This is a genomic window from Mesobacillus subterraneus, assembly GCF_000934845.1.
Classification (GTDB): Bacteria; Bacillota; Bacilli; order Bacillales; family Cytobacillaceae; genus Mesobacillus; species Mesobacillus stamsii.
This window is the reverse complement of the sequence record NZ_JXIQ01000133.1, coordinates 1-25,072: the sequence shown is the minus strand read 5'-3', so window position 1 is coordinate 25,072 and position 25,072 is coordinate 1. Positions and strand designations below refer to the sequence as shown.

The following is a 25,072-nucleotide window of genomic DNA, read 5'->3' as shown; positions in this document are numbered from 1 at the left end:
AAAGTGAAGGGTTTGTGACATTAAATCAAAAGAATTAGCTTCTAATTTTGATGCTGTGGTGATAGAAGACTTGAACATGAAAGTCCGTTAAAATGCTTGGCTTTAAGGCAGGCTTTATATCATTTATAATAACCAGGTCGACAGGTTTTTGGAAGGTATCTTCGAGGTGAAATTTCAAATCCATATAGTTGTCAAAGGATAAATGAGAATCACTAAATTCAACAATTACATCAATATCACTAGAATCTTTTTGTTCTTCACGGCTATACGAACCAAACAGTCCAATGCGCTTAACAACCGTATTTTTCTCTCCAACTATTTAGATTACTTGAAAGTACATGAAGGATTTCTTGTTGTGACACCATCCTATCACCGCCATTTCCTCATTATTCATATCTCCATGATAACATCCTCTTTTAAATTATTCTCCAGAGGAAGAAAAAATCCTGGCAATGCGCAGGACAATCGGAAGTTTTTCTCATTCAGAAAATTTTATAATATTATCTCTCTATACGACTGTATGTTTACTATTCGTCATCCATATTGTCATATGCTAAAGCCCATAAATTCATTTGGCTGTTTACCAATTCCTCATTTGTATTTCTCTTTACATAAGTATAGTTTCCAAGTCGATCCTGTTCACGGCTTTTTACATTGTCCATAAGGTATATCGCAAGATTTTGCTTTATTCGTTCCTTCAAATTTAGATTAAGAATTGGAAAAGTAATTTCCACGCGCTTTTCCATATTCCTTGTCATTAAATCAGCGGAAGAAAGCAATATTTTTTCTTGACCGTTTTGATGAAAATAATAAATTCTGCTGTGCTCTAAAAACCTTCCAACAATACTAATCACACGAATGTTCTCACTGACCCCTTTAATCCCGGGTCGCAGACAGCATGTCCCCCTCACGATCAAGTCAATTTTCACTCCTGCTCTTGATGCCTCATATAGCTTAATGATTAATTTTTTGTCCGTAAAGGAATTCATTTTTGCTATGATCCTGCCATTGCCAGACTGTTGATGAAACGCTATCTCTTTGTCAACCAATTGAATAAATTCTTCTCTAATATCATTAGGCGCCATAATTAAATGGTGAAATGGGGGTTTTTCCATAAAACCACTTAAATAATTAAAGAAATTGGTTGCATCGATTCCGAATTCTTCATTTGCAGTAAATAATCCTAAATCAGTATATACCTTTGCTGTTTCTTCATTATAATTTCCTGTACCAAGGTGAACAAATCTTTCGATCACGTCATGATTCTTTCGCACAACAAGGGTTATTTTACTATGTGTCTTTAATAATGTCTTCCCGTATATCACATGACAGCCAGCCTCTTCCAGTTCTTTTGCCCACTGAACATTATGTTCTTCATCGAACCTTGCTTTTAGTTCCACAAGGACAAGTACTTGTTTCCCATTTTCAGCTGCTTTAATCAAGTATTTTATGATCGGAGATTCTTCACTCACACGATATAGAGTTTGTTTGATGGCAAGAACTTGATCGTCCTCTGCTGCACTGCGAATAAAATCAATTACTGGTTCAAACGATTCAAAAGGGTGATGGAGGAGAACATCTTTTTCTTTGATTATTTCAAAAATATTCTTTTTCACTCCCTCTTGTTCGATAATCATATCCTGCGCAGGTTGTGGCAGGAACGTCTCAAAAGTAAGATGTTCTTTAAACGCAGCAAGTTGCTTGTAAAATCCGAAAAGAAAAGTTAAGTCGAGTGGTCCTTCAAGAAAATAAATATCTTTTTCATGAATTTCCAGTTCATCTATGAAAAATGCAAGCACCTCCTTATCGATGAATTTTTTTGAGACTTCTAACCTGACGGCTGCACCCCATTTCCTCATTTTCAGTTCTTCTTCAATTTCCTTCAGCAGATCCCTTGCCCCTTCTTCATGAATTTCCAAATCCGCATTCCTAGTAATTCGAAAGATTGTAACTGATTGAACCTGCATACCCGGGAATAGTTTATATACAAAGTGGCTAATCAGTTCTTCGATATAAACAAATTTTCGTTTATGACCTTCATCCTGGTTAGGAATCTCAACGAATCGATCCAATCCTTTCGGTACCTGCACGATGGCAAATTTTTTTTCGGTATTGCCGCTATCATCTTTTTCGTATAGGGTTACGTCTAGATTAATTCGTTTATTTGCCAACAACGGAAATGGGCGATATGCATCAACAGCCAGTGGTGTTAATACAGGAAAAATAATCTTATCAAAATGCTGTTCAAGATAACTAAGGCATTCTGGAGAAAGTTCTTGCATAGAAAGAAAGGATACATCTTCGTTTTTTAAAGCCGTTAATAATTCTCGATAAGTTTTATTTTGTATGGCGACCAACTTATGGGTTATTTTTGTTATTTTTTCCATTTGTTCCTTTGGGGTTAAACCTGCTTTATTTTCAGGCTGAGTAAATCCCACTTTAATTTGATCTTTTAATCCGGCCACTCTAACCATAAAAAACTCATCCAAATTCGAACTAAAAATAGCTAGGAATTTTAATCTTTCCAACAGGGGATTAGAATCGTCCCTTGCTTCTTCTAGGACTCTTTTATTAAAACTCAGCCAACTGAGTTCCCGGTTATTAAAATTTGAAGGTTCATTTAGTTTAATATTGTTTTCCATATCTCCCACACCTTTATTAACTAATCTTCTTATGAATTTGCATGCCCTTTTCACTTCAATCAGCCATTGTAAAATGTAGATTTATTCTTTTTTCCAATGCGTTTTCCAAATGTTTGATTTGTTTTTCTGCTGCCTTTTCCTCTGCCATCCACTGCTTGATGCATACTATTTCAAGCTGAATAAACTCTCCCTCATCATTGCAATGTATTTCTTGAATAATTTCTCTTTTCGTATTGTTGAGTACGAATGCAAATTTTAAGATGGAGCCTAAGAGCCGTAATTTTCTTCTTTCGTTTTTTTCAAACCAATTTTTATAAGGACTAATATTTTCTTTAAAGGCAGCTTTTGATTGGAATGAAGCTAATAAAGCAATTTTAATCCAGTCACGATGAGGCAGCTCTAGAAAATTCCGGTTGGATAAAATATAAAATGAGTGGGCACTAGCATAATCTCTTTCTAACACTTCGCCCAAATTGTATAGATAGCTTGCTCGGTGTAAGTCTTGTATATCTTCTTCGATTAGATCTGTATTTACTGCTTTAAGGGATTCAAAAAGCATAAGCGCCGTCTTAAAAACCAACTCTCTTTTATCCAAATCTATGTCGTATTCAAATGAAATTTCTCTGAGACTTTCACTTAATTTTTTTTGAAAACTCCCATTTAGCTTTAAATGATCCAATAAGACTCCATCTCTCAGTCCTTTTTCACTTATTTGGAGAACTGGAGCATTTACTGTCCGGTATATCTCCAGAAATACTTCAACCGCAGGGAAAACAATTTCTGCTCGCTCTTTTGAAAGTCCCAACACTGTTTGAATTTCATTAAAAGATAAGGATTTTACTCTTTCTTTTACTGAATCCAAGTCTCCTTTATCGATTTCATAAAGATGAACAGAGTTTATTGGATAGCTTTTCATTACCTGATCAATGGCACCGATACTTCTCGCGCTTCCACCAATGCCAATAATCGGCAGCTGACAATCTTTCAACCAATCAATTGTTTGAATTTGCGATTGAATATAAGCAGCTAGGCTGGTAAGTTCTGTATCCGTAGGCTTGTTTGTTGGAAGGAATTGTTGCTTTAACGATAAAACGCCAAAAGAGAAACTATAGGAGTGGACCATTTTCCTATTTCGAAATTGGGTAATTTCAAGACTTCCTCCTCCTAAATCGACAGTTATTCCATCATTTTTGTCTGTCGAACTAATGACTCCAAGAAAACCGTATTTTGCTTCCTCTTCCCCTGTTAAAACGTCAATAGAAAAGCCGGTTTTATCATTGACAATCTGCTTTATTTCTCCTATGTTTTTGGAGCTTCGTATGGCTGCTGTTGCAAAAATCTTTATCGATTCAACATTGTGCAAAGCAATCATTTCTTTAAAAACATTTAGGGAATCTACAAGGATTTTGATCCCTTCAGAATTTAATACCAAATCAGCATTCAAATACGTTTGCAGCCGAGCCGCAATCTTTATGTTTTCAATGACTTTTATCGCATTTTCTGATTTGACCCGATAGATGACCAATCGGACTGTATTTGAACCAATATCCACTATGGCTATTTTTTTTACCATCTTTACCCTCGCCTTGTCTAATTTACTTTTGTTTTTCTTTGAAGTTATAAAATCGATACCACTAATTGAATAATTTAGATGATACATGCTAATTAAAGAGGTAAAGTATCTGTTCTATAATGAGCATATCATAACATATGGGGGGGAATGAAGAATGTTAGATGTTTTTTGAATGGAAGGGATTTTCAGAGAGATTATGACTAAGCATTTGTTTCATTTCTCCAGCCACAAGACACAAGACACAGGGACGGTCGGAATGTTCTCACGTCTCATTCGGGAAAGGAAATATTTTAGTATAGCTATAATGAATCTTAGTTGAGCCTATGGTTTACCTTTTTTTAAAATTGGGCCGAAATTCATTTTTTGACTAGGATTATACAGTTGAATTACTACAGTTTTCGACGCTGGATCCGTCCCTTTGTCGCATATAACAAAGCCAGTGACGGGTGTCCCGTTAATACAACCCATACTCTTTCATCTTCTTATACAACCAAGGCCTGCTAATTTCAAGTAGCTCACTCGCCCGTGTTTTATTCCCACCCGTTTTCTGAAGTGCTTCTACGATCGTATCTTTTTCAGTGATATGAATTCTGTTTTTAAAATTATATCCACTATTATTTGGAATACCTATTGTTTTCTCAACATTCCTTGGCATGGGAGAAATATCATCAACATCAATATAGTCTCCGGTTCGTATATTTGCTGCTCTTTCGAGAGTGTTTTGTAATTCACGCACATTGCCGGGCCATGAATACTCCATTAAATTTGTCAATGCTGAATGTGTTATACCTTTAATATAGAAACCGTTCTGATTTAGATTATGGATAATGCTATTTACAATCTCAGGCACATCTTCTATTCTTTCGCGAAGAGGGGGGATATGGATACTCATAATATTTAAACGATAATATAAATCTTCTCTAAACTTACCGACACGAATTAACTTTTCTAAATCCTGATTTGTCGCAGCAATGATTTTCATGTTTAAATGAATAGTCTTCGAACTGCCGATTGGCTGGAATTCCTTCTCTTGTAAAACGCGCAACAATTTCACCTGTAGTTGGGGAGGCATATCCCCAATTTCATCCAAAAATATTGCTCCATTTTGTGCTACTTCAAACTTACCTTTCATCCCGCCTGGTTTTGCGCCTGTAAACGCACCGCCTACGTATCCAAAAAACTCTGATTCAAGTAGTTCCGCCGGTATTGCAGCACAATTCACTTCCACAAATCTTCCTGGTTGATTGGATGCAGCGTGAATCCCTTGGGCAAACATCTCTTTCCCTGTACCAGTTTCGCCAGTGATCAAAACGGTGGAAATGCTTTTTGCAGCTAGTACCGCCTCATGTTTAACTTTTTTAATTGCGTTGGATTCGCCGGCAATATCATGTAATGTGTATCTCGTGCCTTTGGTGTTATGGATTTCATCTTTATAGGCTGAAACTTGTTTCTCCAGTCTTTTGACTTTTGTCAGTGCCTCCTGCAGTTGTGTTAAGCCTCGGAAGGCAATTTTACAAATGGCACTGTTCAAATCTCCATTTTCCTTGATCAGGTTGATAGAAAGGAGGCATTGTTGCCCATTTATAATTTGTGGTGCGTTGATGATGTTTATTCCCCGCTTCATCACATTTTCTATATCCAGTTCAGGGAATAATTCCGCAGCGGATTTGGATAAAACGTCTTTGCTACTTAATTGAAATAAATCAGAGAAACTGGTATTCACCAAGGTAATGACTGCATTTTTATTTACGACAAACATCGCGTCATAGGCAAAATCAATTACCGAATTTAATTGAGTATAGACAATATTATAGGAGTCTAATAATTCCTGGGTTGAGAGCAATCCAACAGGTTTTTTTTCTTTATTCACCACAGGGACATGTCCTATATTATGATTCAGCAAATGAATTCTTGCCTCTTCCAGTGTATCTGTTTCGGTTACAAAAACCGGATCCGCTTTATAAAATTCTTCAATTGATGTTTCAAGTGGTGTTTTATTTACCAGAAGGCGAAAAACTGAATTTTTTGTGATGATTCCGGTCAGTTCTCCATTCGAATTTACAATTGGTAATATTTTTGAATTTCCCTTTAAAAACACCTTGAGAACATTATCTAACGTATCTCCCAATGTGCATTTTACAAAATGGGTTGTCATATAGTTTGAGATTAGCAAATTCATTCCTCCTTCGAAAAATAATCTTTACTATATTGTATCAAATTATTATCAGAAATTTAAAATTATTTAGTCAACTTTTTGTTAACTAATCTTATCACTTTACACTTCATCTGTTAATGGTTATTAACAATATATCGTAAATACCCTTGCCGTGACCCACCGAAAAGTTGGCATGCTTTTTGCTAGTATATAGTGTAAGAAAAGTATAGGTATAAAGAACCCAGGTGAGGACTTGATGGCAATCAGTCCATTGTTGATACGAGGAGGAAACATGATGAGTGTTTTGAATGGTTTGAAAGTATTGGATTTTACGACGCTGCTACCGGGTCCGTTTGCAACGATGATGCTGGCGGATATGGGCGCAGATGTCGTGAAGGTGGAATCTCCGCACCGGGAGGATATGACCAAACATCTTCCGCCAATAATCGATGAAGTATCGGCAGCATATGCGCAACTCAACCGCTCCAAGCGATCAGTTGCACTTGATTTAAAACAAGTGGATGCAAAAGAAGTGATTTTCAGCCTCATTAAGGAGTACGACATCGTTATTGAACAATTCAGGCCGGGTACTATGGAGCGGTTGGGAATTGACTATAAAACATTGAAAAAAGTGAACCCGAGCATTATCTATTGCTCGCTGACCGGATATGGACAAACAGGACCAATGAGTAATAAGGCGGGGCACGATATTAATTATTTAGCCATATCAGGTGCTGCAAGTTATTCCTCGAGAAAGGATCAGGCACCCATTCCGTTAGGGATTCAAGTGGCTGATATTGGCGGTGGCTCTATGCCTGCAGTAATCAGTATTTTAGCTGCTGTCTATCACCGACTGCAGACTGGGGAAGGCCAGCATATTGATGTGAGTATTACGGACAATTTGTATGCTTTTAATGCATTATACGGATCTGGTTATCTGGCAGGTGGGGAAAATCCGGGTGCGGAATCACTGATGCTTAATGGGGGAACGTTTTACGATTATTACGAGACAAAAGACGGTCGATATTTTTCTGTCGGTAGTCTGGAGCCAAAATTCCAAAAAGAACTGTGTCATTTACTTGGGGAACCAGCATTACTGACACTAAGCAGTAGCACGAAGACAGCGGACCAACAGCAATTTAAGGAAAAAGTGAAGATCGCGTTTAAAGAAAAAACATTTGATGAATGGCTTGCGCTCCTTGGGAATGATTTTGACGGATGTGTCGAACCTGTCTTGAAATTCGCTGAAACAGTTGAACATCCACACATAAAAGCGCGTGAGATGATTGTTCCTGTATCAATGCCAAGTGGCGGCACGCAGGATCAGATTGCGTTTCCGATAAAGTTTTCCAATCAACCAGCTTCCTATCGCCATACGGGTGTGCAAACCGGAACACATACAAAGGAGGTTTTAAAAAAGGCAGGCTGGAATGATTCGAAAATAGCCGAACTGTCCGAAAAAGGAATTTTTGGTTAAACGATATGATTAAAGGGCTGTGGATCTGAATATGGGTTCGCCCGAAAAATTGGGAGGAAACAATATGACAAGCAAAGCAAACGTGATCGGTGTTAGTATGGTGAAGTTTGAAAAGCCGGGAAAAAATGAGCCTTATGAAATCATGGCTTCGAAGGCAATTACGAACGCCTTGAAAGATGCGGGAATCAGTCTTTCAGATGTTAATCAGGCGTATGCAAGTTATGTTTATGGTGACAGTACAAGCGGTCAAACCGCCTTATATCGCGTCGGCATGACAGGAATTCCTATTATAAATGTGAACAACAATTGCTCATCAGGTTCCACCGCACTCTACTTGGCACGACAGGCAGTCGAATCTGGTGCAGAGGAATGTGTACTGGCTTTTGGATTTGAGGAAATGAAACCGGGGGCACTGAGTGAAAATTGGACCGACCGCATGTCGCCGTTTCAATGGATTTACGATCAGTTTGAAACATTAAACCCTGAATTACCGGATGGACCTGTTGCCTTAAAAGTATTTGGTGCAGCCGCAATAGAGTATCTTGAAAAATATGGCGCAAGTCCGGATATATTTGGAAAGGTTGCTGTTAAATCCAGGAAGCACGCAGTAAATAACCCTTATTCCCTGTTTAACAAAGAAATCACATTAGATGAAGTGATGCAATCGCCGGAAGTGTATCCTGGTCTTAACAGATTGATGGCATGTCCGCCAACGTGTGGTGCAGCTGCAGTAGTCGTTTGCAGTGATGACTTTGCCAAAAAACACAATATTCAAAATGCAGTCAAAATAACTGCTCAATCGATGACTACAGATAAACCAGATTCGAAGGAAAATAATATGCAACTGGTCGGTCTTAAAATGACTGAAGAAGCTGCAAAAGAAGTGTACGAAAAATCCGGTGTTGGCCCGGAAGATGTTGATGTAGTGGAATTGCATGATTGTTTTACCCCTAATGAAGTAATCACCTATGAAGGACTAGGACTTGTCGGAGAAGGTGAAGCAGAGAAGCTCATCTATGATGAGGACAATACTTATGGCGGAAAATTCGTCGTTAATCCTTCAGGTGGGCTAATGTCTAAAGGACACCCCCTTGGTGCAACAGGGCTTGCACAATGCACGGAGCTTGTTTGGCACCTTCGTGGAGAAGCGGGAAAACGGCAAGTTGAGGGAGCAAAAGTTGGATTGCAGCATAATGTGGGCCTTGGTGGAGCTTGCATAGTTACGATGTATCAAACGGTATAGTGGCATGAATGTAACACGGTGACGGGTCAGGGCTACTGTATTCCATTTTTAAAAAATAGGAGTGTTCGTTGATGAATATTGTAGAAGCGTTAGAAATTAACACAGAAAGGCAGCCCCTTCACGAGGCCTTACATTATGAAGACCGGCGGTACAATTATTTTGAGTTTAATGAAAGCGTTAACAAATTAGCGAACGGATTATTGGAACACCGGATGAAAAATGGGGCGAGCTTGTAACTGCAATTGTTGCTAAAAAAGCTGATTCTGAACTAACAGAAAAAGAATTGATCGCATTTGCCAAAGAAAATATAGCAAGTTATAAAACTCCGAAAAAAGTGATTTTTGTTGATGTCTTGCCAAGAAACCTTTCTGGAAAGCTGTTGAAATATCAGCTTAGACAGCAATACACAACCGTTGAAAATGAGGTGTAAATATGTCCATTGTCAATACAACATGTAATCAGGGCGTATTCGAGATCGCGCTAAATCGTCCAGATAGGTTGAACGCTCTAAATGCGGAGCTGTTATCAGAACTCGGAGAGGCGATAAATAAGGCAAAAAGAGATCCGTCCATTCGGTCGATCCTCCTTTATGGTGAAGGAAAAGCATTTTGTGCAGGTGGCGATTTAAAGGATTTTGGAATGGACGATACGAATCCAATCGAAGTAAAGGAATTTCTGCAACGCGGCCATGAAGCGTTGATCGGTTTGTACAATATGGAGAAGCCGGTAGTCGTTGCAGTGCATGGACCCGCAGTTGGAGCAGGCAGTAATCTGGCTTTTGCCTGTGACATAATCATTGCCGACGAAACAGCTTCATTCGCTGAAATTTTTGCCAATGTGGGTGCCTTACCTGATATGGGAGGATTGTATCTCCTTCCACAAAAAATCGGCATGCATAAGGCAGCAGAATTAGTTTTTACTGGAAAAACGATTGATGCGAATACAGCGTTGGAGTTCGGCTTAATAAATCAGGTTGTAGCAGAAGGTCAAGCAGGGAAGGAAGCCAAAAAACTTGCTAGATTATTAGCAAGAGGGCCAACGAAAGCATTGGGATTAGCAAAAAGGATCATGCACCAAGCGCCCTATTCATCATTGGAAAGTGTATTGGAAATGGAAGCGATGGGGCAGGCCATTATATTTCAAACGCAGGATTTTAAAGAGGGGAGGCAGGCATTTATTGAAAAAAGAAAACCAGTCTTTAAAGGGGAATAAGCATTTTCTTCAATTAATAAAAAACTTAAAAGGGAGTGAATAAAGTTGAAAAAAAGCTAAATAAGATTGTAATTATTAATCATGTTGCTCGAAAAAAATTCGAATTAAATGAGACGAACAAAAATGGGAGGGTAAAATTTTGTTAAATGAAAATTTGAAAACAAGAGCAACTATTGGGGATGGATTAAAAAGAGCAAGTTACCGATATCCGAAAAAGCCTGCATTAGTATTTTACAGTGTAGACGGCGAACAGCGAACGTACACGTATGAAGCGTTAAATAAACAGGTCAATCAGGTGGCCCATTCGCTTCGAGAAAAAGGGGTACAAAAAGGAGACCGGATTGCAGTCATTGGAAAAAACAGCCCGGAGATTGTTATTTTAGCCTACGCACTGGCAAAAATTGGTGCCTGGTATACGCCGTTGAACTTTATGCTGAAGGCAGAAGAAGTACGCCAGCTTCTTCATACGTCACAACCCCGGCTGTTTTTCGTTGATAAAACACATATTGACCTAGTGAAGTCAATTGCCGATAAATTAACCGGAATTGAAAAGATATACAGTCTTCGTACAGCTGATTTGCCTGCTGGTTGGGGAGATTTTAGTCAGTTGCTGCACGGAAGTGATGCTGAACCAGAAACGGAATTATATGATGATGATGTGTTATCACTTTTTTACACGAGCGGCACCGAGTCCGCCCCAAAAGGTGTGATGATTAATCACAAAAACTTCCTATTTGCAAATTATACCTATATGTCAACAGGTGCGTTTCATCCAGAGGATATTCTGCTATTATCTCTGCCTATAATTCATATGGCCGGATTCACCTTTTTGCTGAATGCCAATATGATCGGCATAACGATTATCATGACGGAGACGCCTACTCCCGCACAAATGGCAGAGCTGATAGAAAAGCATCAAATTAATTTTACCGCCCTTCCGCCTACACTGTATTTAGGAATCCTGGGAGCTGCTGATCCATATGATTTATCTTCTTGTCAGAAATTGATTACATGGTCAAGTACCATTCCAAGGAGCATGGTGGATGGATGGAATAAAATTGCACCGGATGCGAAATTTTTAACTATACAAGGTTCCAGTGAAACAACAGCAACTCCTCTAACTGCCAGCTGGTTTAAAACATGGGATGAAGTTCCAAATGGCGACGGAAGGTATGTGGGAAGTGTTATGCTCGCAGGCAGTGAAATTAAATTAATGGATGACGATGGCAATGAAGTTCCGAATGGGGTGCCAGGTGAACAAATTGCCCGCGGTCCTGTTGTTGTCACCGGCTATTACAGGAATGAAGAAGCCAATCATAAGGCCTTTCAAAATGGATGGTACCATACCGGGGATGTTTTAATTCGCGATGATCAGGGCAATTATTATTTTGCAGACCGTAAAAAAGATATTATTAAATCAGGCGGAGAAAATGTTTCCAGCCAAGAGGTGGAGAGCGTTATCAGTCAGCACCCCAAAATAAATCAATGTGCAGTTTTCGGTGTACCTGATCCGAAATGGGGGGAGTCAGTTATCGCGGCAGTTGTCTTAAAAGACGGGGCAACACTTACCGGGGAGGAAATTATAGCACATTGCAAGAAAACACTGTCTGGTTATAAAACGCCGAAGCACATTGTTTTCCGGAATAATTTGCCGTTAACCTCTGCCGGGAAATTATTAAAACGTTCCCTTAAGGATGAATACAAGGACATATTAATGGAAAAGAGTTAAAATAATTGGAATAATTTAGGATTGGAGTAAGCCGATGAAGTATCATGAAATTATGATTGATGAAAAATTCAAAAGTGCTTCCTATACAGTGACTAAAGAAGAAATCATGGAATTTGCTTCACAATTCGATCCTCAATACATGCATATTGATGAGGAAAAAGCGAAACAGAGTATGTTCAAAGGGATCATTGCTTCAGGATTACACACCTTGTGCATTAGCTTTAAATTATGGACAGATATGAATATTTTGGGAGAGGATATAATTGCTGGAACAGGCGTTAATAATCTTAAATTTACAAAACCGGTCTATCCGGAAGATACGCTATATGTAACGGCTGAAGTGATTAAAAAAACAGATAAAACGAAATCCGGTGAGGTTACATTATTACTCACTTCTTACAATTATGATGATATTCAAGTTTTACAAGCAGAAATATCCGCATTAGTTTCTAAATAGCGAATAAAAGGAGTGTTTCTAACTTGGTTTATGAAGCCATTATTTATGAAAAAAAACAGCAATCTTCCTGGATTTATTTAAATCGTCCGGAAGAGATGAACTCTTTGTCAAAAAAAATGACCATGGAGATCCTTCAAGCACTTGAGGAGATTGAGCAGGATGATGATATTCGGGTCGTTATTTTATCCGGTAAAGGTAAAGCATTCTGTGCCGGTGCTGATTTAAAAGAACTTTTAAGGGATTTAAATAAAGACCCGGATGGTGAGAAGGGTATTCTTGATTATGCCGAAGAACTGTTCCGTAAACTGAATTATTTATCGAAACCACTAATCGTGGCATTAAATGGGGTTACACTTGCCGGTGGACTAGAACTTGCCATGACAGCCGATATTGTTGTTGCTTCAGAAAAAACCAAAATAGGCGACGGCCACGCCAATTTTGGTGTCCTTCCTGGCGGTGGAGGTGCAGTCAGGCTGCATAAAGAAATTGGCATAAATCGAGCAAAATATCTGCTGTTTACAGGGGACATGTTTCCAGCTAAAGAATGGAAGGACTACGGATTTGTCCATGAGGTCGTTCCTGCCGAAGAACTCAATGAGACTGCACAAAAAATAGCAGATAAAGTAGCAGCAAAAAGCCCCCTTGTCCTGCGAGAAATGAAACGTTTAGTGAGAGACAGCGCTGATCAGAAACTGGACACCTCATTAAGACAAGAACTGCTTTCCCTAAAAAATCATACGCATTCATATGATTTCAGTGAAGGATTAAGCGCCTTTTCAGAAAAAAGAACACCTGAATTTAAAGGGTATTAATATCTTGTATTGCGGAAGCTGAGTCAAGTGTACCATCCGCCTTTGTCACATTGGATTTATTTTTTGTTGTCGATTCATTAATGATACTGACGTCGTATTTCAGTGACTTGTGGAGCGAATCCATGCCTCTGTCGTGCGTCTTTGAATGCTGAGAGTGGTATGTGTAGCGCTTACGTTGTAGCCTTCAGATAGGAAAGTTTTATACTTTCCTATCTACTAAAAACACAAAAACCCGAATTTTCCAAATTGATAAAATTCGGGTTTTATATTGTTTTACTGCGTAATAATAATTTATTCAATAGTTCGTTATGTCACTCCTATAAAGGGTTTCGTATCTCTTCTTTTTGCTGAATGGACCTATCCTAGTTTTGGGGAATTTTTATACATTGATTCAGGAATTGAACCTAATGACATGAATGTCCATTATGCCTTCCAAATCTTCAATATTTTTTGATAAAACAAGTGCAAGAGGGTCTTTCTTGCCGTTTTTCTTATCTTCATTCCCCCTTATTTGCCTATCTTTTTACCTTGGCGACATCCGAATACCACCATCCAGTCGAATGACCTCACCGTTTAAATATTCGTTTTCCATAAGGAAAGTTGCTAGTTCAGCAAATTCGCTTGGTTGTCCCAAACGCTTTGGAAACTCAACACTTTCTGATAATTTTTGTATCACCTTTTCGGATAGGGTATTTGCCATTGGTGTCATGAACAAACCTGGTGCAATGGTGTTAACACGTATTCCATACTGGGATAAATCCCGTGATACCGGTAATGTCATCCCGACTACACCTGCTTTGCTTGCACCGTAAGCGGCTTGGCCCATTTGACCATCAAATGCTGCGACCGAGGCTGTATTAATAATGACACCTCTTTCGCCGGAATCTGTGATTGGTTCATTATCCTTCATCCTGTTTGCAGATAGTCGTAAAACATTAAATGTTCCAATCAGATTAATATCGATAACCTGCTTATATTTTTCCAATGGCAGTACACCTTTTTTGCCAATTGTTTTCCCCGGTGTCCCAACGCCGGCGCAATTAACACAAATATGAATCGCCCCAAAGGTTTTAATTGCAACGTCAATCCCGTTTTGTACAGAATCCTCATCTGTAACATTTACAACAGCATAAGTGACATTGTTGCCTAATCGTTCGGCAGCTTCTTTCGCATTCTCTTCATTCAGGTCAAAAATAACAACCTTAGCACCTTTTTCCGCAAGCCTTTCAACAGTTGCCAAACCTAATCCAGACGCTCCACCTGTAACTACGGCAACTTTCCCTTTCAAGTCCATCATTCCATCTCCTTATTTATTCATTAATTGTCCAACTTTACAAAGCAACTATTTATCTAAAATATCTTTGCTGATGATTTCCTTCATAATTTCTGATGTACCACCATAAATTCGTTGAACTCTCGCATCTGTAAAAGCTCTGGATATTGGATATTCCTGCATATAGCCATATCCACCAAATAGTTGTAAACAGCCGTCTGCAATTCGTCCTTGAGCTTCCGTACTTGATAGCTTTGCCACACTGGCATCCGCAGTGGAAAGCTGGTTATTCTCCAGTTGTCTCAAACACTGGTTTACATAGGCACGGTTAACCTTTGCCTCTGTTGTCATTTCAGCAATTTTATGCCGGATAACCTGAAGTTGACTGAGATGTTTTCCGAAAGCATCCCGCTCATGAAGATATTTGACGGTTATATCAAGCATACCTTCCATTGCCCCACATGCTCCAATGGCTAAAGTCAGCCTTTCCCGTGGTAATTCAGTCATCAGCACGGCAAAACCATAATCCACTTCACCGAGTATCTGGCTGGATGGAACAGATACATTTTCTAGGATTAATTCGGATGTATCTGCAGAGTGAAGGCCAATCTTTTTTAATTTTTTACCTTTAGTGAGTCCAAAAGTGTCAGCGTCAACTATAAACAAGGAAGTTCCCTTTGATGCCTTTACTTTCCGGTTTGTTCGTGCAACAACAATGACAAAACCAAAATTCTGACCATTTGAAATAAACGTTTTTGTGCCATTTATGAAATATTCATTCGTGCTTTCGTTCTTAATTGCAGTTGTGCTGATTCCTTGTAGATCACTTCCGGCACCAGGCTCAGTCATCGCTATCGCACCTATTGATTCCCCTGTAGCCATTTTCGGCAGGTAGTGATTCTTTTGTTCTTCTGTACCTGAACTCAGAATATAATGAGCTACTATATTGGAATGGACAGATAAATTGACAGCTAATGAACTGTATCCAAGCCTGCTAAATTCTTCAATAATGGTTGTTGCATAACGCAAAGGAGTTCCCAATCCGCCATAATGCTCTGGGATATCCACACAGAGAAAGCCAGCATCACCAAGTTTCTTCCATAACCCTACAGGAATATTCCCCTCCTGTTCCCATTTACCATAGAAGGGCTCCATTTCTTTTTTTGCAAAAGACTCAATTGATTTTTTCAATAATGAAATTTCCTCTTCTTTTTCTTTTAATGGTATCATTCTCTTCCCTCCATTTCATTTTTATATAATGCAAAATTCATGCCAACAGCATAGTAGCACCACATAAAGTTTGACAGCGATAGTATTGTAAATGGTTGTTAACAATATTTTGTAAATTGTTATTAATCGTTTACATAATGCCAGCTGGAAAAAATAGGAGTGAGAAAATTACTACCATGATAAGAGAACTTGAAGTTTTTAATGATTAATGATAAGAAATAGTTATAAATTGGCTTAATTTAAAGAGCAAAGGAATTCCTTTGCCCTCTTTAAGTGTAGCTTTCTCGGCTAAAAATACCTTTTTGTGCTCGTTTCTCCCTCATAAAGGTATCTTTTGGTATGTCTGCTTGACACTTTCACTTTAACCATCGATATTCTTCCCCGTAAATAGCCCCTTCAATAACATCTTTCTCATTCTTTGTAGTTCCTCGAAGTCTCTTTGCAAGACATTTATCATACTAAAGGGCGAGGCCCTAAACCGTAAGACTGAAGCAATAAAAAAAGAAGCACAGAATTTAGCCATGCTTCGTCTCTTCATTCGGTTTAATCAGTTTGTACGTTATTAATGTGGTCAGCAAAAGCCCAAATCCCAGCATGACTCCCCCAGCAACTAAAAAGGTATTAATATAACTTGTGATCACAATTTGATAATGACCTGAGTCCGCCCCACCCTGACTAACGAGCCAGGATTCAGCCATCGATGTACCAAATGACACACTTTTAAAGGTCAAAATTCCTCCGGCAAAAATGAATAAAGCACCAATGATCGCAAAACCATGTAACCTTTCTTTCATCCCCTCACTCCCTACTAAAAATTCACTTGATGATTCCATTACTGATTATGTCTTCAACCTCTTTCTCAACCTGTTTAAGTAAAATGCCCTCTTGCTTCATGCCCAACTTTTGCATCACTTTCCCGGATGCCGGGTTCGACTGAAAATAACGAGCATACACTTTGTGGTAGCCCTTTACTGAAGCACAAAATCTATCATGCCTCCGTCGGATATCCTTTTCCCCAGTATTCTTCTCCAATCCAATAAGCGATCTCCCCATTGCTTATTAATTGCATCGAAAACCATGGGAACTCCTCCATTCATGTAAAAAAGAACCTTCTTCCCCCCCTAATTAGGATAGAATTCAACAAAAAACATTATATTCCTTTTAAATTTGGATGATTTTCCAAGGTATTCCGCGAGTTTAGTTACTAATTCCGCGAAATCGGCTGGTTATTCCGCGAAAATCCAGGTTGATTCCGCGAATTCGCCTTGGAATTCCGCGAACTGGAAATCGCTGGGCTCTAATTGTGATTTTATGTTAAAAGGTATATATAGTTTGTACTTATTGTGCAAAGTTTTCGCATAAATCATAGGACAACAGCGACATCTTTTTAGGGCACCCATTATCGGTGACCTCTTTTTCCAGTTTCTCGTGTTTTAGCAAACCAATCGTATATTCCTATCCACACAAAAAAACCAGACCCCGCTAAAACACGATGGGTCTGGCACGAAACAGACTATTCCAAGCCTTGTATTTTCAGTTCCTTCACTGGCAGGAAGGTTTCACCGGTGTCCATGTATCTGAGGTCCACCTGGTCGCCTTCTTTTACATAAATTGCTAGTGGATTGGTTTCGGATGAGATGATGTAGTTCTTTTTGTTGTCGAGCAGGATGGAGACGATGGTGTAATCGCCGGTTTTTTCTTTATAGACGCGGAGCACGATTCCACTTCCCTGCTTTTCTTCGGATTTTGAACTACCATCTACTGTTCCGCCGCCATGCTGCAGGGCCGTTTTGTATTTTCGCAGTGCTTCATTCGGACTGGCTCCAAATGCTGAAATCTCCGGGTTGGCTGCTGACACGATGAAGTAGTTTTGCAGGAAACCATTCGAATCAAGTACACCTGACAACCAGCTTGCTTCTCCATAAAAGTTGTAGATGATTGGCATCTCCCCGTACCATTTTTTCTCGATGAACTTCTTTTCAATGATCTGCAGCGCGCCCTCGGAATCCATATAGGACTCTTCAAGGTCTCCGGTGTAGAAAGTCGCTTCCCCCGTCCTCGAATTCGTCAGAGCGTAGCCAAGCATGGAGTCGACTCCTTCTTTCGGGCTGGTAAAATCGGTAAAATAATACATATCGCCATTTGCATCGAAAATCGGGCTGACCTGGGCTTCGGTTCCTTCATCGGAAGGCAGCTTCACATCCGTCTTGCTGAATACGCTGTTCCAAAAGCCATGGATATAATTCCCATAATAGCTATTTTGCAGGCTGACGGCTTCCGGTGAAACAGCACCATCGATGAATTCAGGAACATCTGCCAAAGCATATGCCTTCGTCTTGCCTGATTCCGGATCAACGACGACAATCCCTGTGCCCTCAAAACCATTTCGGGCTGAGACGAACTCTCCGAATGTCCTGATATAATAAGGTTTTCCTTCATCATCAATTTCAAGCTGGGTATCTCCGTAAAAAATTGCCTCCGGATACTGCATTCGAATATGGCGTTCGAGATTTTTATTGAAGAATGAAGATGGGGTGTAAACCATCTCAGACTTCTTGAATTTCGGGTTTGCTGTTGAGTCAGTGGCGCTGACGGTAAAATAACCCGGTGTGGAACCGCCACTCCACCATTTGAAAAAGCCTGAAAATTCAACAGGCGCGATATAGACATACTCCCCGTTAACCTTCTGGATTTGCAGGTTGCCCAGCTCATAATAACTTGTTTTCGGAACCTGGCCGAATGCCTTTTTCATCTTATTGCGTGCGAACTGTGGCGGGACACTCGCCGGAGTTTCTTTTTCATCGAAGGTCGAAATCTCCGTCTTTTCCGTCATTTTCGCAGATTGATATTTTTCCTCGGCGTTAAAAAGAAAGGCAATCATAAAATACACGCCGACAACCAAGGCCAGCAAAAACAAGCTTCCCTTGACGATTCTTTCCTTCCCAACTGCAAAGGCCGTTCCCACAAGCGTGACCAGAATCGCATACGGACATAGCGAAGACAGATTCCGGTCCAGATTAAATAGATAATAGCATGCAAAAGTTCCAATTGTAATCAGCACAACCGCTGCGATCAACAACATCAAGGATTTCCGTTTTTTGGAAAAAGGTACAAGAATCAAAGCGGAAACCAATCCAACTAAGAGTGCAAATAGAAGTATATTTCCCAATATTCAGATCCCCTTTTAATTTGTCCTTTACATATACGATTCAAACGGGGGAAAGTTTCATCACAGAAAGAGACAAGGGGACGTTTGTACTCGTGTCTTATTCGGGAAACGAGCCCTAATAGACCCTATGGTTTACAATTTTTTTAAATTGGGGACAAGTTCATTTTTTCGAGTATGATTACACAGTTAACATGTCCTTATGCTTTCGTTATCCTATACTCATATAAACCCGTTCCGGCCGCCCAACACTACCGTATGTCAAATCCGCTTCTATCTTTTCGATGGATACGAGATGCTCGAGGTAACGTCTCGCCGTTGTCCGGCTCACACCAATTTCATTCGCGACACTTTCCGCGGTTAGTCCCGCTCCACCTTTTCCAATGACCTCCATCACTTTTTCAAGTGTCAGCGGGTCGATCCCTTTCGGAAGGTATGATTTATCATTATTCAATTCAGTCGTTTCTTTCCGAAGCAGTTTATCAACCTGCTGCTGTGTGATAACATGATTCCCTTTGCCTAATTGCGATAATTTTTCATGATAATCCTGATATCTCAGCAAGGATTGCTTAAATCGTTCAAACACTAAAGGCTTGATAATATAATCGAAAACTCCAATACTGATCGCTTCTTGAACTTTTTCAATTTCCCTCGTTGCCGTGATCATAATGACATCGGTTTGCTTGGACTGCAGCTTCAGTTCCCTCAACAATTCGAGGCCGTTCATATCCGGAAAATAAACATCGAGCAAAAGCAAATCTGGTTTTAAAATCTCGATTAAGGTTATAGCGTCTACATAACCGGCTGCAATCCCGACAGCCTGAAATCCTTCGATTTGTTCAATAAACCGTTTTTGGATTTCGGCTATCCTTAAATCATCCTCGACAATCAGTACTTCAATGTCTCTTTTCTCCATTGTTCACTTCCCCTTGCTTTTTGGTATCGCTACAGTGAAAATTGTGCCTTCCCCCGGATTAGATGAAAAGGTGATAGAACCACCTAGTTGATTAATCGCATTTTGCACAAGGCTTAAACCAATACCTGAATTGCTATTCCTTTTCTTCGTTGTAAAACCTTCTTGAAAAATGTGTTCGTTGTCTTCGCTTTCTATCCCCCGCCCGTTATCTTCTACTTCAATAATCAATTCTTTGCCAAGGTCAGTCAGGAACAGCATGACTCTTTTTTCAGCTTTCCCGTTTTCTCTAACAGCTTCGAAAGCATTATTGATCAGGTTCCCAATAATGGTCACCAAATGATCTCTGTCAATTTCATTTGGCACATCTTTAAAGCTGCTCTCCCTGTCAATTGTAAAATCAACCTTCAACTCACTTGCCAGGCTGAATTTTCCAAGGACGAAGGCAGCAATGATTGGGTCAGGTACTTCCTTCATTAAAAATTGAATAAATCCCTGCGCTACATCAACTTCCTTAGAAATGAAGTCGATGGCTTCCTTGTAAGACCCTAGCTGGATCAGGCCGAGAAGCGTATAAAGCCGATTGGAATATTCATGGGTTTGGGCACGCAACCCTTCTGCATAGGCTTTTACATGGGTTAATTCCTGCATCAGCTTGGCCAGCTCTGACTTGCTTCGTAAGCTTGCGACTGCCCCGATCACATCGCTTTTCTTATTAAAAATGGGAATTCTATTCGCTAAATAGACTTCTCCAAATATCATAATCTCCTTATCGTATTCTGCTTGTCCTGTAGCAACGACTGCAAGAAGATGCGTATTTTCCAATACCTCATCGATTCTTTTTCCACGAAGAAGGACCTCATTCGGCACCCTCAAAATCTTGTGAGCGTTTTCATTCACAACAGTGATACGTCCATCAGTATCAATGGCAATGATGCCTTCATGAATGGATTCCAATATGGCATGTTTCTCCTGATACATCCAAGCAATTTCTTTTGGTTCAAGACCGAACAAAGCCTTTTTTATATTCAACGTGATCAGAAATGCCACCATCAAGCCTCCTATTAAAATAAGAAACGTATCAGTGAAAATTTTTTTCTGTATAGTCGAGATTTCCTTTTCAATATCGGTCTGAAGGTATCCTACAGACACCACACCTACCACTTCTCCCTTGCTGAAAATGGGGGCTTTGCCCCTTAGAGAAGGGCCTAATGTCCCAACAGACTCCGAAATAACTGATTCTCCTTTAAAAACATGGCCATTATCCCCTCCAACCATTTTTTGTCCCAGCCGCACAGGATTTGGGTGGGAATATCGCACCTCATCTCTGTTGCCAATCACAATAAATTCTGCTCCTACTTGTTTCCGAATCCTTTCGGCGATCGGCTGTATAATAGAAGCTGGATCATCCTCGTAAAAAGCTTCTTCAATTTGTGGCATATTGGCAACGGATTCAGCCACTGCCAGCGCTTTCGAGCCAATTTCCTTCTTCATATTCATTTCGAGAATATTTTTAAAGGTGATTTCAAAAATACCGCCAATCAAGAGAATAAGAATCACTATTAAGAGCATTAATTTGGAATGTAGCCTCACATCAACACCTCTATCCTCATTATAGTAAAAAAACTCCTTATGGAAAGGAGTTTTTTTACTATTTTAACTATTCAACCTTCTGCATTGATAATAACTTCTTTGCCCCGCCTTTTCATCAATAGCGGAATCACAAGCCATAACAGGGTAATTAGGAGAAACGCGAGAGAAATAGGGCGTGATACAAATATACTAAAATCCCCATTTGAAATCGTTAAGGCCCGTCGCAGGTTATTCTCAACCATTGGCCCAAGCACTAGCCCGAGTACAAGCGGAGCAATGGGATAATCATTTTTGCTGAGGAAATATCCTAATATCCCGCAGCCCAATAAAAGCAAAAGATCATTTGTTGATACCTGGACAGCATAGACACCAAAAATCGAGATGGCAATAATCATTGGAATCAGAAATTGTTTAGGTGTTTGAATAATTTTTGCAAACACTTTTACCAGTGGAAGATTCAAGATCAATAACATAACATTGCCGATAAACATACTGGCGATCAGTCCCCATGCTACCTGCGGGTGGTCTTCAAATAATAATGGACCTGGCTGGACGTTATACATCATCAAGGCTCCCATTAAAATAGCCGTTGTCCCTGAACCAGGAATCCCTAATGTTAATAGTGGAATCAGTGCACCGCCTGACGCAGCATTATTGGCTGATTCCGGTGCTGCAACCCCTGCAATGGTTCCCGTCCCGAATTTCGAAGGATTTTTTGAGATCTTTTTTTCTAAAATGTAAGAAAAGAAGGATGCAAGAGTTGCCCCTGCGCCTGGCAAGATCCCAACAAAGAAGCCTAATATGGAACCACGTGCAATCGGTGCAGCTGATTCTTTCAGCTCAGCCTTGGAAGGAAGCAAGTTATTAATCCTTGCGATTTCTCCCTCTTCTTCATCCTTTTCCAATATCGTCTTAAAAACCTCACCAAGCGCGAACAATCCAACCGCAATCGTCAGGAACTCAATTCCCTGATAAAGCCACGGAACATTAAAAGTGAATCTGGCAATACCTGAAACATTATCAATTCCGATCGTTCCCAACAATAATCCAGCAACAGTCATGATTAATGCCTTTGTCACAGATGTTCCGGCCAGGCCGCTGACAGCCCCAAGTCCTAAAAGCATCAATGAAAAGTATTCTGCAGGACCAAATTTCAGCGCAACCGATGATAGAGGCTTGGCTAAAGCTATAAGGGCCACAAGCGTAACGATCCCGGCGACAAATGAACCAATTGCCGCAATCGATAAGGCACTGCCTGCTCTCCCTTTCTTGGCCATCTGGTAACCGTCCAACGTTGTGACCACCGAGGATGATTCCCCAGGTGTATTCAATAGAATGGAGGTGGTGGAACCTCCGTACATGGCTCCATAATAGACTCCCGCAAGTAAAATGATCGCACTTGTTGCAGCGGATTCCGGCGGCAGCCAGCCAGTAGCTGATGCAGTAACAGGAATAAGCAGCGCTACTCCGCTCATTGGCCCAATCCCCGGGAGCACGCCTACGGCGGTCCCAATCAATACTCCAACGAAGGCAAAAATGAGGTTATACCAAATGAGGGCTGTTTCAAAGCCTTGAAATAAATAATCGAGTGTACCCATTTTCTACAACCACCTTTCAAAAAAGCAACACCATAAATTATGAAAGCCAAATTGGCCATCCTGGCAGCGTCCCTTTTAATACTTCAACATACATAAAATAAACGAATCCGGAAAAAAAAGCAGATATGATAAGGGAAGTAATCACCTTAGAGCGTTCCATCGTTTGAAAACTTACAAATAAAAATAAAAACGTTGTGATGACGTACCCAATTGTTTCCAATGTCAAAATATAAACCAATGTAGCGGAAAAGATGATCAAAAAAGGTTTATACAGTAATTTTTTTTTCGAACTATGCTGTGTTTTGGCAACCATGGTTTCATAAAACAAACGAATGCTTAACAAAACAAGAATGATACCAAGTAATAAAGGAAAGATATCAGGACCAACGGAGCTGCCATATGAAGAACTCCCAAGCTGTCTGCTCCCAACAATAAATAGAACACCTGTAGCCAAGAATAGGATCGAGGCAATCCGATCGAATTGAATACTCATTGCTTACTCCTTTCAAGAATGGGGGAAGGGAGAAAAACCCTCCCCCAGCATTGGTTACTTCTGCATACCCAGGGCTTCTAATAATTGCTGAACCTGGCCATCTTGTTCTTCTAGGAACTTTTTGAAATCTTCGCCATTCTTATAATCAAGATCCCACCCCTGTTTCTCTACTTCCTTCTTCCATTCTGGGGAGTTAGCGAGCTTTTCAAGTGATTTTTCCCAATAAGCTTTTGCTTCTTTTGACATTTTTTCAGGACCAAACACACCGCGCCAAATCGTAAATTCAGCATCCACTCCCTGTTCTTTTGCTGTTGGAATGTCTTTGAAATCACCTGATAGACGCTCAGCAGAAGTTACCGCCAGCACTCTTACCTTACCAGCCTTCAAGAACTCTTTTACACTGGATGCGTCCGTACCAATGACATCAGCGTTCCCGCCAAGCAGTGCCGTAATGGCTTCTCCACCGCCATCATAAGAAACATATTTCACTTTCGTTGGATCAACGCCATATTCATAAGCTGGAAGGACCGAAATCAGATGGTCCATGGAGCCAGGCGCGGATCCTCCGGCAAATGTGAGTTTACTAGGATCTTTCTTTACCTCTTTCAGAACAGATTCCAGGTCTTTGAATTTAGAGTCCTCTTTTACAACAATGGCACCATAATCCTTTGTTAACTGGGCCAGTGGCGTCGTATTTTTCACTCCATATGGGCTGTTCCCTTCTTTTTTCAGATTGTTGATAACAATCGGAGGTGAATTGACAAAAAGCATCTCATTATTTTCTGCCTGCGCCGTAGCGTATTCGGCCATAAACACAGCACCTCCGCCGCCCGGCTTGTTCTCAACTGTCAAAGGCTGCTCCACAATCTTTGTCTCACTCAAAACCTTAGTCAATGAACGTGCAGTTAAATCCCAGCCACCGCCTGCTCCTGATGGCGCCACCACCGTAATAGTTTTGTCAGGATAACCTGAACCTTCTTTTTTAGCCGAGGATGCAGGAGCATCATTGCTGCAAGCACCAAGGCTTACTGCCAGTGCTCCCGCACATATAACCACAGAAATCTTATTCTTCAAAAACATTTGCAACTCCCCTTTGTAAGCGTTTTCTTAATTTTACAACGGTTTTGAAAATAGAATTGATTTTTCATTTAAACAGCATTAAAAACTTAGTAAACATTTTGTTCATTTTGTTCACGGGTGGGTTTTTGACAGAGTGACTGTTCTGTTGGACTTAAAATATCACAAACGCTATAACCATAACTTTGTCACATTCACCATTACCAAGCGTTTAACTAAAGATAGCAGGTGGGTGAATGAAAGTGCCGCTATCTTAAATTCCGGTGACAAATTCATCATTACTATTACAATATCAACTTCAGAAGATCATTGAGTGTACCACTACCTTGCATTCCGAATGGCATAGGACCCCATCTCTAAGAAAAACCGGGCAAACTGCGCCCGGTCCTTTTTTGGTTTGGCGGATAATCGATTTCTACTCCAGACACT

At 40.1% G+C, this 25,072-nt stretch carries 22 protein-coding genes and 1 pseudogene; 8 read left to right on the top strand and 15 right to left on the bottom strand.

Going from position 1 to position 25,072, the window contains the following annotated elements:
- Window positions 1-88: 88 nt before the first annotated feature.
- From UB32_RS20800 to UB32_RS15920, 4 genes and pseudogenes are all read right to left on the bottom strand, one after another.
- Window positions 89-365: pseudogene (locus UB32_RS20800) on the bottom strand (nucleotidyltransferase family protein); the annotation flags it as partial.
- A 162-nt stretch (window positions 366-527) separates the two neighbouring features.
- The gene (locus UB32_RS15930) at window positions 528-2,642 is read right to left on the bottom strand and encodes an RNA degradosome polyphosphate kinase (RefSeq protein ID WP_044395490.1); all 2,115 of its coding nucleotides are present in this window, start codon (window positions 2,640-2,642) and stop codon (window positions 528-530) included.
- Between the two features lie 55 nt (window positions 2,643-2,697).
- Window positions 2,698-4,215: a Ppx/GppA phosphatase family protein gene (locus UB32_RS15925; RefSeq protein WP_044395488.1), complete on the bottom strand. Its 1,518-nt coding sequence runs from the start codon at window positions 4,213-4,215 to the stop codon at window positions 2,698-2,700.
- A 454-nt stretch (window positions 4,216-4,669) separates the two neighbouring features.
- Complete coding sequence (locus UB32_RS15920; protein WP_084221875.1) at window positions 4,670-6,394, bottom strand: sigma-54-dependent Fis family transcriptional regulator; 1,725 nt, start codon at window positions 6,392-6,394, stop codon at window positions 4,670-4,672.
- 268 nt (window positions 6,395-6,662) lie between these two features.
- Here UB32_RS15920 and UB32_RS15915 point away from each other — a divergent pair, with 268 nt between their 5' ends.
- The 8 genes from UB32_RS15915 to UB32_RS15890 all read left to right on the top strand — a co-directional run bounded on the left by UB32_RS15915 (window position 6,663) and on the right by UB32_RS15890 (window position 13,300).
- On the top strand, window positions 6,663-7,847 hold the full coding sequence (locus UB32_RS15915) for a CaiB/BaiF CoA transferase family protein (protein ID WP_347230921.1): 1,185 nt from the start codon (window positions 6,663-6,665) through the stop codon (window positions 7,845-7,847).
- Window positions 7,848-7,911: 64 nt separating this feature from the next.
- On the top strand, window positions 7,912-9,090 hold the full coding sequence (locus UB32_RS15910) for a lipid-transfer protein (protein WP_044395484.1): 1,179 nt from the start codon (window positions 7,912-7,914) through the stop codon (window positions 9,088-9,090).
- A gap of 71 nt (window positions 9,091-9,161) precedes the next feature.
- The gene (locus UB32_RS20075; protein WP_157841635.1) at window positions 9,162-9,326 is read left to right on the top strand and encodes a hypothetical protein; all 165 of its coding nucleotides are present in this window, start codon (window positions 9,162-9,164) and stop codon (window positions 9,324-9,326) included.
- Entirely contained in the window at window positions 9,275-9,520 is a 246-nt protein-coding gene (locus tag UB32_RS20875) for an AMP-binding enzyme (protein ID WP_084221874.1), read from the top strand. Before UB32_RS20075 ends, UB32_RS20875 begins: the two co-directional genes overlap by 52 nt.
- 2 nt (window positions 9,521-9,522) lie before the next feature.
- Window positions 9,523-10,302: an enoyl-CoA hydratase/isomerase family protein gene (locus UB32_RS15905; protein WP_044395483.1), complete on the top strand. Its 780-nt coding sequence runs from the start codon at window positions 9,523-9,525 to the stop codon at window positions 10,300-10,302.
- 139 nt (window positions 10,303-10,441) lie between these two features.
- A complete protein-coding gene (locus UB32_RS15900) occupies window positions 10,442-12,031 on the top strand; it encodes an AMP-binding protein (protein ID WP_044395481.1) in 1,590 nt (529 codons plus the stop codon).
- A 34-nt stretch (window positions 12,032-12,065) separates the two neighbouring features.
- Window positions 12,066-12,488, top strand: a complete 423-nt coding sequence (locus tag UB32_RS15895) for a MaoC/PaaZ C-terminal domain-containing protein (RefSeq protein WP_044395479.1) — start codon at window positions 12,066-12,068, stop codon at window positions 12,486-12,488.
- 23 nt (window positions 12,489-12,511) lie between these two features.
- Complete coding sequence (locus tag UB32_RS15890) at window positions 12,512-13,300, top strand: enoyl-CoA hydratase/isomerase family protein (RefSeq protein ID WP_044395476.1); 789 nt, start codon at window positions 12,512-12,514, stop codon at window positions 13,298-13,300.
- A 523-nt stretch (window positions 13,301-13,823) separates the two neighbouring features.
- On the opposite strand, the gene UB32_RS15885 is transcribed toward UB32_RS15890, so the two are convergent.
- From UB32_RS15885 to UB32_RS15840, 11 genes are all read right to left on the bottom strand, one after another.
- Window positions 13,824-14,594: a 3-hydroxyacyl-CoA dehydrogenase gene (locus UB32_RS15885; protein WP_044395474.1), complete on the bottom strand. Its 771-nt coding sequence runs from the start codon at window positions 14,592-14,594 to the stop codon at window positions 13,824-13,826.
- A 48-nt stretch (window positions 14,595-14,642) separates the two neighbouring features.
- On the bottom strand, window positions 14,643-15,803 hold the full coding sequence (locus UB32_RS15880) for an acyl-CoA dehydrogenase family protein (protein WP_044395472.1): 1,161 nt from the start codon (window positions 15,801-15,803) through the stop codon (window positions 14,643-14,645).
- Between the two features lie 515 nt (window positions 15,804-16,318).
- Window positions 16,319-16,597 (bottom strand): hypothetical protein, encoded by a 279-nt coding sequence (locus UB32_RS15875; protein ID WP_044395470.1) that lies wholly within the window; start codon window positions 16,595-16,597, stop codon window positions 16,319-16,321.
- Window positions 16,598-16,619: 22 nt separating this feature from the next.
- Window positions 16,620-16,835, bottom strand: a complete 216-nt coding sequence (locus tag UB32_RS15870) for a GNAT family N-acetyltransferase (RefSeq protein WP_431305979.1) — start codon at window positions 16,833-16,835, stop codon at window positions 16,620-16,622.
- Entirely contained in the window at window positions 16,792-16,896 is a 105-nt protein-coding gene (locus UB32_RS20870; RefSeq protein ID WP_431305978.1) for a GNAT family N-acetyltransferase, read from the bottom strand. The genes UB32_RS15870 and UB32_RS20870 overlap by 44 nt, the downstream gene beginning before the upstream one ends.
- A 420-nt stretch (window positions 16,897-17,316) precedes the next feature.
- The gene (locus UB32_RS15865) at window positions 17,317-18,972 is read right to left on the bottom strand and encodes a hypothetical protein (RefSeq protein ID WP_044395468.1); all 1,656 of its coding nucleotides are present in this window, start codon (window positions 18,970-18,972) and stop codon (window positions 17,317-17,319) included.
- A 208-nt stretch (window positions 18,973-19,180) separates the two neighbouring features.
- Window positions 19,181-19,885 (bottom strand): response regulator, encoded by a 705-nt coding sequence (locus UB32_RS15860; RefSeq protein ID WP_044395467.1) that lies wholly within the window; start codon window positions 19,883-19,885, stop codon window positions 19,181-19,183.
- A gap of 3 nt (window positions 19,886-19,888) precedes the next feature.
- Window positions 19,889-21,475 carry an ATP-binding protein gene (locus UB32_RS15855; RefSeq protein ID WP_044395465.1) on the bottom strand — a complete coding sequence of 529 codons (1,587 nt, stop codon included), beginning with the start codon at window positions 21,473-21,475 and terminating at the stop codon, window positions 19,889-19,891.
- 71 nt (window positions 21,476-21,546) lie between these two features.
- The gene (locus UB32_RS15850; protein ID WP_044395463.1) at window positions 21,547-23,073 is read right to left on the bottom strand and encodes a tripartite tricarboxylate transporter permease; all 1,527 of its coding nucleotides are present in this window, start codon (window positions 23,071-23,073) and stop codon (window positions 21,547-21,549) included.
- Window positions 23,074-23,110: 37 nt separating this feature from the next.
- The gene (locus tag UB32_RS15845) at window positions 23,111-23,566 is read right to left on the bottom strand and encodes a tripartite tricarboxylate transporter TctB family protein (RefSeq protein WP_044395461.1); all 456 of its coding nucleotides are present in this window, start codon (window positions 23,564-23,566) and stop codon (window positions 23,111-23,113) included.
- Between the two features lie 54 nt (window positions 23,567-23,620).
- Complete coding sequence (locus UB32_RS15840) at window positions 23,621-24,646, bottom strand: Bug family tripartite tricarboxylate transporter substrate binding protein (RefSeq protein WP_044395459.1); 1,026 nt, start codon at window positions 24,644-24,646, stop codon at window positions 23,621-23,623.
- Window positions 24,647-25,072 lie beyond the last annotated feature (426 nt).